The sequence below is a fragment of the Acinetobacter sp. YH12021 genome (assembly GCF_013420145.1).
Taxonomy (GTDB): Bacteria; Pseudomonadota; Gammaproteobacteria; order Pseudomonadales; family Moraxellaceae; genus Acinetobacter; species Acinetobacter towneri.
Genome location: NZ_VOYT01000001.1, coordinates 255,375 through 268,302, shown reverse-complemented (window position 1 = coordinate 268,302; position 12,928 = coordinate 255,375). Strand labels below are relative to the sequence as shown.

Sequence of the window (12,928 nt, the reverse complement as noted above, 5' to 3'; positions counted from 1 at the left end):
ATAGTTGTGGCGTTTGCATCCATAAAAAGATCGATAAGCCAAAAAGGGCAGTGATGGCAAGTGTGAGCAATACTTTAAAATTCAATAAAGAATTAATCATGAATGACGTGCTCCTCATCTACCCAAAAATGGACCAAGACCGCAAACGCACTTAAAGCAATAGAAACAATCCAGATTGCATTATAGTTACCTGTCAGATCGTGATTTAAACCGCCAAGCCATCCACCAAAAAATGAGCCGACTTGGTGTGTGAAAAACACAATGCCGCTGAGCATGGTCAGGTACTTAATCCCAAACATATTTGCCACAATACCATTGGTCAAAGGCACTGTAGATAACCACAATAAACCCATAATGATCCCGAATGCATAAATTGTCCAGATGCTTAAAGGCAGGATTAAAAAGGCGATAATGGCAATGCCGCGTAGTCCGTAAAGCCACATTAGCAAATGCGATTTGGAATAGCGACCGCCTAACCAACCCGCCGTATAGGTGCCTACAATATTAAATAAGCCCACGAGTGCTAGAAAAACTGTGCCTGTGGTTGCATTAAAGCCATGATCAATTAAGTAGCTAGGTAAGTGAATCCCAATAAAAACCACTTGAAAACCACAGACAAAAAAGCCCAAAGCTAAAAACCAAAAGGGTTTATGGTTTTTGGCAATCACCAAAACCTGCTTAAAGCCTAAAGCGGGTTGGCTGACTGAACTTGCATTAGGGTTTTGATACATGGGTGCTTTGAGCATCCATGCCAAAGGAACAATCAAGACAATTAAAATCGCACTGACAATTAATGCGCCCGACCAACCTACACTTTGTAATAACAATAAGGTCGATGGCAACATGATAAATTGCCCAAACGAGCCTGCAGCACTGGCAATACCCATTGCAAGGCTACGCTTTTCTGGAGGAGCAGCGCGACCTACTGCAGAAAGTAGCACAGGGAAAGAGGTTGCAGAAAGTGCCAAACCTAAAATTAAACCCACACTTACATTTAGCAATAAGCCTGTCGAGCTGACGGCCATGAGCAATAAGCCGAGTGCATACAGTGCGCCACCAACTGCAACTACAATTTTACTACCGTATTTGTCTGCAAAAGCACCTGTGATGGGTTGGACTGCACCCCAAATTAGGTTTTGCATGGCAATGGCTAAACTAAAGACATTATGTCCCCAGCCAAATTCATGGCTCATAGGCACCAAATACAAACCAAATGCATGCCGAACCCCAAGCGATAATGCCAAAATAATGGCGCTTCCAATTAACATATAAATTAGAGGTTTGGAAAATTGAGCATTCAACATAAAGCATCCAACAACAGCATACAGACTGCTATGGTAGTCGATTCAGCTTAAGATCGCGATAAAATAAAATTCATCAAATGATAAAATTTAGTTATTAAGATTGAAGCGATTACTTTAATTAAAAAGTGCAAGAAAAAATAAGACGACCGTAGCCGTCTTAAATTTAGTTGAAAGTGGAAAAGTAAAATTAGAGCTTAAAAGCGCATCCCAAAACCTGCGTATGCAATAATCGGATTCACTTCAATATCGGCTTTGGAGTGAATGAGTTCGCCGTGTTTAGCATCGGTCACAGTAATGGTGGTTTCGTTTTTAAGATGTGCATAAGATACAGAACCGACCGCAAACCATTTTTCATTAAAGTCATAGGTAAAACCTACGGTTGCAACGGGCGCAAAGGCATCGGTGGCGTCTAATTCAACTTTTGGGTTGGCTGAACTTGGTTTGCCTTCTAAAGATGCGCCTGATTTTCCTTCTTTAATATTGGCAATCATGTGACCTGCGGCAATCAGATCTTGTTCAGTGCGTGGGTTAATTTCTAATTCATTAAAATAAGCGTACATTAATCCGACACCGACATAAGGACGGAATTTATTCACACCTGTTTTACCAAAATGGTATTGAAACTCAAACGCTGGAGTCCATGCTCGGGCAGAAGCAGCAGTGCCATGTGCTGCTAAATCGGTAATGAAAATATCGTTTTGTAATTCTAGCTCACCCAACGCACCGCCTAATGGACGTGCAATTGCGGAGAAGGGTGCATAAATTTTCCCTTTGCCTTGCAAATCAACTTTAGGTGGAATGCCGCCTTTGACTTCAAAGGAAATATTATCAGTAAAGAAATAGTTACTGATGATACCCAGTGTAGTGACATCATCTGCTTCTAAACCTGTACCGGGATTATCCCATTGTTCCAAACCTGAAATTGTGGCTTGTCCACTCATGTTGGCAGGCACGGTAGGCAGCAAATTTAATGCTCCGCTTAATAATATGGGTGGCTCAAAACCGTCACGTAAATTATCTTTTACAGTTTGCGATTGAACCTCACCGACATCCGCTGTGTAGCCATTGTGGATGGCTGTATTGACCCGAAAAGGTTGTGCTTTACCTTGTGGCATAACGTGCAGCGCACCTACCGAAACAGAAAAGCGTTTAAAACCATCACCATCTTTTAAACTAAAATAAGGTGAGTTGGCATAACTAATGACTGGCAAACTACTCAGTGCCAAACAGCATAGTGTTTTTTTCATTGTGGAACTCCATGTCCAATTTTGCTTGTTGTTATTTACGGCATTGTTATGCAAGGCATTATGAAATGGGCTGGAAAAATAAAACTGTTGTTTTTACAAGATATTTTTTTAAACTTTTGTGAATAACTGGAAAAGTGTGCAGGTGTTTTGTTAAATCCAAAACTGTTGAATACGTGAAAATGCTTGTTTTATTGGATGGCTTTAAAGTTCTATTGGTTTGAAATAAAAAGATTTTATAGAAATTGTATGCGTTGAAATTAATAAAAAAGACCAGTCGGAACTGATCTTTTTGACATACGGGTTAAATTTTTAGCCAATGACAGATTTTGGCTGCAAACACGTTATGCAGTAAAGCGTGATAAATCTTCATCAGGGCGGGCAGTCAGCACTTCCAAGCCATCTTTGGTGACCAAAATGGTGTGTTCAAACTGTGCCGATAATTTGTGGTCTTTGGTCACCACTGTCCATTTATCGCCAAGTAATTTGGTTTGCCATACGCCTGCATTGACCATTGGTTCAATGGTAAAAGTCATACCTTCTTCTAAAATCATGCCTGTGTTGGCTTGACCATAGTGCAATACTTGTGGCTCATCGTGGAAGGTCGTCCCAATACCATGACCGCAATATTCACGCACGACACTAAAGCGTTCAGATTCAACATATTTTTGAATCGCATGACCAATATCACCAATGGTTGAACCGGGTTTAACGGTTGCCATACCGCGATACATCGCTTCTTGGGCAACTTTGCATAAACGATTGGCTAAAATGGAAGTTTCACCACCCACGATATACATCATATTGGTATCGCCGTGGAAACCATCTTTAATGACTGTGACATCAATATTTAAAATATCGCCTTTCTTCAGCACTTTACTTTCTGACGGAATACCGTGACAAACCACATGGTTAACCGATGTGCAAATGGTGTGTTGGAATGCTGGACGACCCGGAGCAGCACCATAACCTAAGCAGGCAGGAATAGCTTGTTGTTGATTGACAATATAGTCATGGCAAATCGTATCCAGTTCGAGCGTAGTAACGCCTGGTTTAACGTGTGCTTTGATCATCTCCAAAACTTCTGCCGCCAGTCGTCCTGCCACGCGCATTTTTTCAATATCTTCTGCGGTTTTGATGAGTCGACGAGGTGCTTGATAAGTTGTGTTCATGATCTTTAAAAACTTTTGGAAATTTGTGTGTGACTATGGTATAAATAGCCGCCCATTTTATCAAATGCTTTTTATGAATATGTTTCAAAGAGCTTGGTAAAAGGGAAATTAAAAATCCGCACATATATCGTCACATTACTCTGGGTGCCCTTTGGGGTGGAGAATGCGGATATATGGAGGCCTAACCCAAACATTTAAGGTAAAGAAAATGGCAGATTACAACGTAAGCATGCGCGACCTTCTTCAAGCTGGCGCACACTTTGGTCACCAAACACGTTTCTGGAACCCAAAGATGCGTCAATACATCTTTGGTGCGCGTAACAAAATTCACATCATCAACCTTGAACACACTGTTCCTGCGTTAAATGATGCTTTGAACTTTGCAAACCAATTGGCTAGCAAAAAGAACAAAGTTTTGTTCGTTGGTACAAAACGTGCTGCTTCTGCAATCATCCGTGAACAAGCTCAACGCGCTGGTCAACCGTATGTAGATCACCGTTGGTTAGGTGGTATGTTGACGAACTGGAAAACACTTCGCCAATCTATCAGCCGTTTAAAAGATCTTCAAGTTCAGTCTACTGACGGTACTTTTGCTAAGCTTACTAAACGTGAAGCTTTAGAGCGTAGCCGTGAAATGGAAAAACTTGAGCGCGCTTTAGGCGGTGTGAAAAACATGGGTGGTTTACCTGACGCATTATTCGTAATTGACGTTGATCACGAAGCAATTGCAATTAAAGAAGCGAAAAACTTAGGTATTCCTGTAATCGGTATCGTTGATACAAACTCTAACCCAGACAACGTAGACTACGTTATTCCGGGTAACGACGATGCGATCCGTGCAGTAACACTTTACGCTTCTTCAATGGCTGATGCGATCATTGCTGGTAAAGAATACGCTCAAACTCAAGCCAATGCTCAAGCAAAAGGCGAAGAAGCTCCTGCTTCTGAGGCTTAATGCGTTTTGACGTAAGCTTGTCATTTTTGCGACATGTGATGGTGGCAAAGTAAGCGTCATGTATGCAGACGGCCCAAGAGACACCCTCTGGGCCGTTTCTGTTAAAAAAAGAATTCATTTTCTACCGATTTTAGGAGATAAACATGACTGCAGTTACAGCAAGCATGGTTAAAGAATTGCGTGATCGTACTGGTCTAGCAATGATGGAATGTAAAAAAGCATTAACAGAAGCGGGCGGTGACATCGAATTAGCGATTGACAACCTTCGTAAATCTGGTCAAGCAAAAGCTGCTAAAAAAGCAGGTAACATTGCTGCTGACGGTGCAATCACAATCGTTCAAGAAGGCAACAAAGCGATTCTTTTAGAAGTAAACTGTCAAACTGACTTCGTTGCAAAAGACGAAAACTTTGCTGGTTTCTCTGCGAAAGTTGCTGCTGCTGCACTTGCTGCAAATGAAACTGATGCTGCTAAAATTGCTGAACTTAAACTTGAAGATGGCGCAACTGTTGAAGAAACACGTGTTGCACTTGTTCAAAAAATTGGTGAAAACATCCAAGTTCGTCGTGCACAAATCGTTGAAGGTGAAAACCTTGCTGTGTACAAGCACGGTTTAAAAATCGGTGTTGTTGTTTCTTACACAGGTGATGCTGCGACTGGTAAAGGTATTGCAATGCACGTTGCTGCATTCAACCCAGTTGCTGTTACTGCTGAACAAGTTCCTGCTGATCTTATCGCTAAAGAGAAAGAAATTGCAGAAGCGAAAGCAGTTGAATCTGGTAAGCCTGCAAACATCGTAGAGAAGATGGTAACTGGTTCAGTTGAAAAATACTTGAACGAAGTTGCGCTTGATCGTCAAATGTACGTAATTGACAACGAGAAGAAAGTTGCTGAAGTATTAAAAGCAACTGGTACAACTGTTGCTCAATTCGTTCGTTTCGAAGTAGGCGAAGGTATTGAGAAAAAAGCAGAAATGAGCTTCGCTGAAGAAGTTGCTGCTGCTCAAGCTGCTGCAAAATAATTTTTACTTAAGGTAAAATATTTTGTAAGGAAAGCCCCAATTTATTTTGGGGCTTTTTTGTGAATATAGATTTTGGCAATATGCAATCGTGGCATAAATATTGAGATGAAGATTAAAGATATTAATTTTAAATCAGTATGTTACGAATAATTGACTTAATCGTATAGGGTGGAATCAGAACAAGAAGGTTATATGGCAAATAAAAAGAATTTAAGCATCGGCGCAATTATTGTAGTGCTAATTGCTGCATTTTTTGGCATAGATTTACAGCAGTTTCAGTCTGAAACATCAAATGCACCATCTACAAGTACTGCTCGCACATCGCAAACTGAAAAAGAGCAGTTAGACGTACAGCGAGATGCGCTGCAAGATGATGCTCAGGGTGTTCAGCTGATTGAACGTGCGTTTGAGCGCAAACAGAGCGATTTACAAGTCCGTGCGAGTGGGCAGGTCATTGCAGTGTTAGCGGATGACAACGAAGGCTCACGTCATCAAAAATTTATTTTAAAACTGAATAATGGGCAAACTGTATTGGTTGCACATAATATTGATCTTGCACCACGAATTACCAATATTGCAAAAGGTGATACTGTTGAGTTTTTTGGTGAATATGAATACTCAGATAAGGGTGGGGTGATTCACTGGACGCATCATGATCCAGCAAATAAACACGTGGGCGGATGGTTAAAACATCAAGGAAGAACCTATCAATAACGGTTCTTCCGATAACGAAAATAGGATATAGCGTTTAAATGCTCATAATGCTGTTTTTACGACGTGTTTTCCAAGAGGGTAGGATTTTACCTAAATAGGCATCCATGCACCAAATTGGGCCAATGAGAAGGAATTGGAGGTCTTTGAAGAATGAAGGCTTTTTCCCTTCAACTTTGTGACCATAAAACTGCCCAATCCACGCCAAAACAAAAATTGCGATATAAAAACCCATTCCAACAGGCAAAACATAAATCAGCCATGCCATTACCAGCATTAATGCTGCCATTGCAACTGCAAGAACCAAGTCTAAACGTGCATAAAAAATAAAACTGAGCACCAGAAGTAATGTTGTTAGTAAAGCGCTGAAATGCGCCAAGATGCCGACAATCGAAAAAAAGATCGTAGGTACGCACACCCAGTGAATTAATTTATTGGTTTTATTTTGATGGCTCTCGCTGTATTCATCTAGCCACTCGCTTACTGTCTTCATGTGCTACTCCTGTAGACCGATCATCCGTTGTTATTGTTTGACTGTCTAAAATATAACTGAGAACAGTGAGGCGGTCAAAACAGTATTCATATTTTCAAAATGAAGTGGCAACAAAATTTGTGTGGATCATCTTTGTGCAGACATGCATGGGATGACTGTAAATCTTACAGGCATTAAAAAAGCCACATTGCTGTGGCTTTCAAGTCAAATGTGAAGTCGTGTAAGCGAATCTTAAGAGTTTGGACCGTCAATACGCTCAATGCTTACTTTGGCAGTACCTGCATTGGTGATGCCCAATTGTTTTGCAGCGCCGTAAGAAAGATCAAGTACACGGTTGCCATGGAACGGACCACGGTCATTTACTTTTACAACAACGCTTTTGCCGTTGTTTTTATTGGTCACGCGAATATAACAGTTGAGCGGTAGGCTACGGTGTGCTGCGGTCATTGCATTCATATCGAATGTTTCACCGCTTGCAGTTTTACGACCGTGGAATTGACGACCATACCAAGACGCCATACCTGTTTGGCTAAATTTACGTACAGTATTTGAAGCCACAGTGTTTAACTTCTCAATCACTGAAGGCTCTTCTGCAGGAATTTCAATTTTCGCTGCAATCGTTTGACGACGAATTTGGTCGCCTGAACGTTCGGTGATTGAAAGGCTGTTTAAATTTGAGAAATGTGAATTAAAACTTTGAGCTTCTTTATTGAGTACACGTGCAGCAAGGCTAGATGACTCATTATCATTATTGAATGATGATTGCACCATTTCAGCTTGCGACTGACTTAGGGCAACAGCTGCAGAAAGTGCAAGTAAGTATTTAAGTGAACTATGCATGGTTTGAACTCCTGAAGACAGAATTTTTAACTTATTTCGCTCTTAACTGATTGAAATAGTGGTAATCCTGTCTGTAATTTCACTTTTTTGACTACATTTGACGAAATGGATAATATTCATCCCTTACCAAAGGTGTCTAGTCTTTATACGAAAATAATGACAAAAAGTACCAAAAACCAACTCTATTTGATTAAAAAATAATCAATATTGTAACATTATATGTAAAAAGTTTGTTTTGTGATCAAATTGTCAAAAATATTTCTTGACTTTTTGGTTTTGTATTTAAATTTGTACTTAGCGACTCGCAATTTCAGTGCCCAATAACCACAGTGCAGTCGCATACATACGGCTACGGTTATAAGTCGTAATCACCTGAAAATTTGGGTAGGTTATATAGTAGATATGACCATAATTTTCTTGTAATTGAATGACATTGACCAAGTCGAGGTCATCTATTTGCACAATTGGATTCATTGGCATCACGCCTTGCGATTTTAAAACCCCATAAGGTGTTGGCAGGGTCAAATCTTTGGCAATGACACTGTCAGGATTGTTGCCTGTATATCGTGCAGCAAATGCAATGGGTTGATTGCGCTGCCAGCCATGTTGTGCCAAGTAGTTTGCAATGGAGCCAATGGCATCGACTGCCGAGTTGCGTAGATCAATATGTCCGTTGCCGTCATAATCGACCCCAAATTTTGGAATATTGCTAGGCATAAACTGCGGATAACCAACAGCACCTGCATAAGAACCAACAATTGAAGAAGTTGGCACACCATCTTTATATGACCATGCGATCAGTGCTGCGAGTTCATCTTTAAAGTATTCCGCGCGACGTTCATAACCAAAGCCTAAGGTGGCAAGGGCATCACGGGTTACAAAAGAGCCCTTATTGCTTCCAAAACCTGTTTCTACACCCAGAATCCCTAAAATAATGGATTGCGGTACACCAAATTGCTGTTCAGCACGATTGAGCGTGTCTGCATATTGTTGTTTAAAGCGCACACCGCGCTGAATAGTGCTTTCTGCAAGGAAATTGGTTTTATAGTCGTACCAAGGCTTACTTTCGCCTGGGCGGTTCATGATGTTGATGATATTGGGTAAGTTTTTAGAGCCTTCCATCGCCCAATCGACTTGTGCTGCACTCAAGCCATAGGTCTGCATGGTTTTTTGTTTAAAACTGGCATAAGACGGATGATTTTGGAAATCATTGGCCAGACAAAAACTGGTGATAGAAAATGCACCAATGAGTAAAGAAAGACGTTTTAGTTTGTTATAAAAATCAAGTTTGAACATATTGAGGAAAATTCCAAATTGATGATTTACACAACTTATTTATATGCAGTAAATAAGTTGCTACTTATATATGAAGAATAAGCCGCTATTGGGGCCAAACTGCGAAAGCGAAGTAAGCGGCTAAGATAGCATTCATGCGTGACTGGTTTGCAAAAACTTATACAAAAATAGACAAAGAATGTGTAAAAAGCGCGCAGGATTTGTAACAAAATTCAATCTAGGTGCAAAAAGTTATTCTTGATTGTGCAAAAGTTGCAGACATATCCTGATATTGCATTGCATATAAAAATGCCTGATCAAAATCAGGCATTTTGCACTTAACATGCAACAAAAGGGCTTAAAACGCATTATGAGTTAAACCCACTGATATTAATGATGGAATAAGGTGTCGTGATATTCCGCTAAAACCAAGAGTTCCTCTTTGGTTAAATTTGGGATGATTTTATCCACCGCAATATGGACAGCTTTAATTACCGCTGCTGCGCCAATATCTGCTGCTTTACGCTTAATCATGCCCAAATCGAGGGTTTTGTTAAAGTCGCTCATAAAGTGGCGTACCGTCGCTTCTGCAAACTGTTTATATAGTTCGGTTAAAGCAGCTTTGTTCACTTCATTGCCTGCTTGAATTTCGGCATAGTTGTGTTTCAGGTTGGTCACTAGACTTGCATCGAGCGTTTCACCTACACGTGCATTGCCTGCTGCATCTTTAAAGCTACTGCGCTCAGAAAATTCAATCGATTGTTTCACGACATCATTTGGCGCTTTGCTTAATAATTGTTTTAGGAGTACTGCAACGGTAGATTTGACAAAGCCCGCAAGTTTTTCGGCAGTGTCGCGTTTATCGCTGGCAGGAAAACGACGTACCAACTCGGTTAAAATGGCATCAATGATTTCTTCATTAATCATTAATGCGGTTTTGTCGCGCAGTGGGTACAGCGGCTCACTTGAATTTTTTTTCTGTTGTGCAGTTTCAATCGTATTTAATAATTCTGCAGATGGAATGAATCCAAAAAATGGCATTGTTCAACCTCAATGTTGTTATTGTCGCGCTAAACGAATAGGGCGAGGCATCCATGTTAAGTCCGATACACGGCAAGGGTTAATGTCTAAACCACCACGACGTGTATAGGTTGCATATACCATCAGTTTTTCTGGTGCGAATTTTTGCCAGATGTCTGCAAACATCTGTTCCACACATTGTTCATGGAAACCATTATGCTGACGATAAGAAATAATATAAGCCAAAATACTGCGATAACAAGGTTTTTTGCCTTGATAACGGATAAAAACCGTGCCCCAGTCAGGTTGTCCTGTGACAGGACAATTGCTGCGTAATAAATGTGAGAAAAGTTGTACCTCTATATCTTCCGCTTGTTCTAAATCGAATTGCAATAAACTTGGGTCAGGATGCTGCTCTAAACGCTCAGGCGTGAGCTGATCAATGCAAATGCCCTCAGGCTGGCTAATCGCTAAATCATCGACCTGAAATAAAGTTAGCGTAACAGGTGCTTGCGCAGCAGCCGTTAAATCATGCTCAACAGTTTCAATGAAATTGGCTTCAGACTGAAAGCGGGTAAAGTTCATACTATTAAAGTAGAGCTTTAATGATTTTGATTCGATCAGGTTAGGCGATGAAGCAGGTAGTGTAATCCGACCAATCGCAACTTGCGGAATGCCTGCGGCATTCAACCACGAAATTTCAAAAACGTGCCACCAGTCTTGCCCCAGTTGAATTCCCTCAACATCTGCATATTTTTCACGTGCAGCAGCACGTGAAATAGGGAATAAAATATCGGGTTGATATTCTGTAGGATAATTGGTGTCTTTACCAAGGAGAGATTGTTCAACACTCATTATTCACGCATTCCTGAACCACGAGAAAGTAAATGATAGGCAATACCATAAAGCACTGCGCAGCATAGTGTAATCACAGATAATGAAATCGTCACGTTGACATCACTATGTCCTAAAATGCCGTAACGGAAAGCATTAACCATATACACCACAGGGTTAATTAAAGAGAGATTTTGCCAAAAAGGGCTTAAGGCACTAATGGCATAGAATACACCACCTAAATAAGTCAGTGGAGTCAGTACAAAAGTTGGAATAATAGAAATATCATCAAATGATTTGGCATAAACAGCATTAATAAAACCGCCTAATGAAAATAAAAAGGACGTAATTAATACGGTATAAATGGTAACAAACCAATTGGTAATATAAAGGTCGGTAAAGAATAGACTCATGGTGGTGACAATAATACCGACCAATACGCCACGACTAACACCACCCAAAACATAGCCCCATAAAATGGCATGCAAAGGTACAGGGCTCATGATTAGTTCTTCAATGCTTTTCTGGAATTTTGCACTAAAAAAACTTGAAGATACGTTGGCATAGCTGTTGGTAATGACTGCCATCATAATTAAGCCGGGCACAATAAATTGCATATAGCTAAAGCCGCCCATTTCACCAATACGCGAACCGACCAAATTACCAAAAATCACAAAGTACAAACTCATGGTGATGGCTGGCGGGAGCAAGGTTTGAGGCCATATGCGCATAAAACGACGAACTTCTTTATGCACTAAGGTATAGAGTGCAATCCGTAGTTGGGTAAAATTCATTGCGCAGCTCCATCTAAATTCTTTTCGACCATTTTGACAAATAACTCTTCTAGACGGTTGGACTTATTACGCATACTGCGCACGCGAATGCCTTGTGCTTCTAAAAGTTGGAATAAATCATTTAAGGTGTGAGCTTTATCCATAGTGACTTCTAGGGTCACTGCATCAATTAAGTTGAAACGTACACCAATAATATCTAAATGAATGGGTTGAATCGGTTCAGCTAAATCGAAAATAAAAGATTCTTCACTTAACTGGTTTAAGAAGTTTTTCATGGAAGTGTCTTCTTTAATCACACCACGATCAATAATCGCGATACGACGACACAACATTTCGGCTTCTTCTAAATAGTGGGTAGTGAGAATGATTGAGGTGCCTTTATCATTCATCTCTGTTAAAAAATCCCACATTGAACGACGCAGCTCAATATCTACACCTGCAGTGGGTTCATCCAAAATAAGTAGTTTCGGTTCGTGCATCATGGCACGTGCAATCATTAAACGACGCTTCATGCCGCCAGACAGCATTCGCGCTTGAGTGGCACGTTTATCCCACAAACCCAGTTTTTCTAAATATTCTTCGGCACGTTGTTCGGCAATTTTTTTAGGGATACCGTAATAGCCTGCTTGTGTGACCAAAATATCAAACGTCTTTTCAAACTGACCGAAGTTAAATTCTTGCGGCACAACTCCTAAGCACTGCTTGGCTTGAGATGGTTGTGTATCCAGATTGTGCCCAAAAATTTCTACCGTGCCTGCCGTTTTTTTGGTGAGAGAACTGATGATGCTAATGGTTGTAGATTTACCTGCACCATTGGGTCCAAGTAGGGCATAAAACTCGCCTTCAGGAACGGTCAAATTAATTCCTTTCAGTGCTTGGAAACCATTTCGATAGGTCTTTGACACGTCCCTTAACGTCAATGCATCAGTCATGAAATTCTCACTTGAGGAATAGAGCCACTATTGTGAGCGATCTGCGCCAATAAACCAAGTAAGTTAGATGGAATTCTATGTTGCAAGTTTGGAACATTGTTTAAAGCATAAGCATAAAAATACGTAACTTATATATAGTTGCTTTACCTTCAGCAATTTTTTGTTATGATGTGCAGCGCGCGCTCATAGCTCAACTGGATAGAGTACAGGTCTCCGAAGCCTGTGGCGTGGGTTCGAGTCCCGCTGAGCGCACCAGATACTTTGTTTAAACTTGTATAAACTCGTATAAACCTATTGAATATAATAGACATAACAAATAAAACCTGTATAAAGTT

At 40.5% G+C, this 12,928-nt stretch carries 13 protein-coding genes and 1 tRNA gene; 4 read left to right on the top strand and 10 right to left on the bottom strand.

What is annotated here, in order from left to right; translation table 11 throughout:
* Positions 1 to 92: 92 nt before the first annotated feature.
* From FTT91_RS01245 to map, 3 genes are all read right to left on the bottom strand, one after another.
* Positions 93 to 1,304, bottom strand: a complete 1,212-nt coding sequence (locus FTT91_RS01245; protein WP_180168827.1) for an MFS transporter — start codon at positions 1,302 to 1,304, stop codon at positions 93 to 95.
* A 194-nt stretch (positions 1,305 to 1,498) separates the two neighbouring features.
* Positions 1,499 to 2,551, bottom strand: coding sequence for an OmpW family protein (locus FTT91_RS01240; RefSeq protein WP_180168826.1), 1,053 nt, complete (start codon positions 2,549 to 2,551; stop codon positions 1,499 to 1,501).
* A gap of 341 nt (positions 2,552 to 2,892) precedes the next feature.
* Positions 2,893 to 3,720 carry a type I methionyl aminopeptidase gene (map, locus tag FTT91_RS01235; RefSeq protein WP_004972787.1) on the bottom strand — a complete coding sequence of 276 codons (828 nt, stop codon included), beginning with the start codon at positions 3,718 to 3,720 and terminating at the stop codon, positions 2,893 to 2,895.
* A 208-nt stretch (positions 3,721 to 3,928) separates the two neighbouring features.
* Between map and rpsB the strand changes: the two genes are divergently transcribed.
* The 3 genes from rpsB (at position 3,929) to FTT91_RS01220 (ending at position 6,408) form a co-directional block, all read left to right on the top strand.
* Positions 3,929 to 4,675: a 30S ribosomal protein S2 gene (rpsB, locus tag FTT91_RS01230; protein WP_004972791.1), complete on the top strand. Its 747-nt coding sequence runs from the start codon at positions 3,929 to 3,931 to the stop codon at positions 4,673 to 4,675.
* A gap of 143 nt (positions 4,676 to 4,818) precedes the next feature.
* Complete coding sequence (gene tsf / locus FTT91_RS01225; protein WP_004972793.1) at positions 4,819 to 5,694, top strand: translation elongation factor Ts; 876 nt, start codon at positions 4,819 to 4,821, stop codon at positions 5,692 to 5,694.
* 192 nt (positions 5,695 to 5,886) lie between these two features.
* A complete protein-coding gene (locus FTT91_RS01220; protein WP_004972795.1) occupies positions 5,887 to 6,408 on the top strand; it encodes a DUF3465 domain-containing protein in 522 nt (173 codons plus the stop codon).
* A 34-nt stretch (positions 6,409 to 6,442) separates the two neighbouring features.
* On the opposite strand, the gene FTT91_RS01215 is transcribed toward FTT91_RS01220, so the two are convergent.
* From FTT91_RS01215 to FTT91_RS01185, 7 genes are all read right to left on the bottom strand, one after another.
* Positions 6,443 to 6,898 (bottom strand): DUF962 domain-containing protein, encoded by a 456-nt coding sequence (locus tag FTT91_RS01215; RefSeq protein WP_004972797.1) that lies wholly within the window; start codon positions 6,896 to 6,898, stop codon positions 6,443 to 6,445.
* A 231-nt stretch (positions 6,899 to 7,129) separates the two neighbouring features.
* Entirely contained in the window at positions 7,130 to 7,738 is a 609-nt protein-coding gene (locus tag FTT91_RS01210; RefSeq protein WP_004972798.1) for a septal ring lytic transglycosylase RlpA family protein, read from the bottom strand.
* A 294-nt stretch (positions 7,739 to 8,032) separates the two neighbouring features.
* Positions 8,033 to 9,034, bottom strand: a complete 1,002-nt coding sequence (gene mltB, locus FTT91_RS01205; RefSeq protein ID WP_131261569.1) for a lytic murein transglycosylase B — start codon at positions 9,032 to 9,034, stop codon at positions 8,033 to 8,035.
* Between the two features lie 369 nt (positions 9,035 to 9,403).
* Positions 9,404 to 10,054, bottom strand: coding sequence for a hypothetical protein (locus tag FTT91_RS01200; RefSeq protein ID WP_180168825.1), 651 nt, complete (start codon positions 10,052 to 10,054; stop codon positions 9,404 to 9,406).
* 18 nt (positions 10,055 to 10,072) lie between these two features.
* A complete protein-coding gene (gene queF / locus FTT91_RS01195) occupies positions 10,073 to 10,888 on the bottom strand; it encodes an NADPH-dependent 7-cyano-7-deazaguanine reductase QueF (RefSeq protein WP_154320518.1) in 816 nt (271 codons plus the stop codon).
* The gene (locus tag FTT91_RS01190) at positions 10,888 to 11,661 is read right to left on the bottom strand and encodes an ABC transporter permease (protein WP_096902393.1); all 774 of its coding nucleotides are present in this window, start codon (positions 11,659 to 11,661) and stop codon (positions 10,888 to 10,890) included. Before FTT91_RS01190 ends, queF begins: the two co-directional genes overlap by 1 nt.
* Positions 11,658 to 12,593 carry an ABC transporter ATP-binding protein gene (locus FTT91_RS01185; protein ID WP_154320519.1) on the bottom strand — a complete coding sequence of 312 codons (936 nt, stop codon included), beginning with the start codon at positions 12,591 to 12,593 and terminating at the stop codon, positions 11,658 to 11,660. The genes FTT91_RS01190 and FTT91_RS01185 overlap by 4 nt, the downstream gene beginning before the upstream one ends.
* A gap of 179 nt (positions 12,594 to 12,772) precedes the next feature.
* Between FTT91_RS01185 and FTT91_RS01180 the strand changes: the two genes are divergently transcribed.
* Positions 12,773 to 12,848, top strand: a tRNA-Arg gene (locus FTT91_RS01180).
* Positions 12,849 to 12,928 lie beyond the last annotated feature (80 nt).

Coding starts and splice junctions, on each gene's coding strand:
- FTT91_RS01185 (WP_154320519.1), bottom strand. CDS start 12,593: ATGACTGATGCATTGACGTTAAGGGACGTGTCAAAGACCTATCGAAAT.
- FTT91_RS01240 (WP_180168826.1), bottom strand. CDS start 2,551: ATGAAAAAAACACTATGCTGTTTGGCACTGAGTAGTTTGCCAGTCATT.
- FTT91_RS01215 (WP_004972797.1), bottom strand. CDS start 6,898: ATGAAGACAGTAAGCGAGTGGCTAGATGAATACAGCGAGAGCCATCAA.
- tsf (WP_004972793.1), top strand. CDS start 4,819: ATGACTGCAGTTACAGCAAGCATGGTTAAAGAATTGCGTGATCGTACT.
- FTT91_RS01220 (WP_004972795.1), top strand. CDS start 5,887: ATGGCAAATAAAAAGAATTTAAGCATCGGCGCAATTATTGTAGTGCTA.
- FTT91_RS01190 (WP_096902393.1), bottom strand. CDS start 11,661: ATGAATTTTACCCAACTACGGATTGCACTCTATACCTTAGTGCATAAA.
- FTT91_RS01200 (WP_180168825.1), bottom strand. CDS start 10,054: ATGCCATTTTTTGGATTCATTCCATCTGCAGAATTATTAAATACGATT.
- FTT91_RS01245 (WP_180168827.1), bottom strand. CDS start 1,304: ATGTTGAATGCTCAATTTTCCAAACCTCTAATTTATATGTTAATTGGA.
- rpsB (WP_004972791.1), top strand. CDS start 3,929: ATGGCAGATTACAACGTAAGCATGCGCGACCTTCTTCAAGCTGGCGCA.
- queF (WP_154320518.1), bottom strand. CDS start 10,888: ATGAGTGTTGAACAATCTCTCCTTGGTAAAGACACCAATTATCCTACA.
- FTT91_RS01210 (WP_004972798.1), bottom strand. CDS start 7,738: ATGCATAGTTCACTTAAATACTTACTTGCACTTTCTGCAGCTGTTGCC.
- map (WP_004972787.1), bottom strand. CDS start 3,720: ATGAACACAACTTATCAAGCACCTCGTCGACTCATCAAAACCGCAGAA.
- mltB (WP_131261569.1), bottom strand. CDS start 9,034: ATGTTCAAACTTGATTTTTATAACAAACTAAAACGTCTTTCTTTACTC.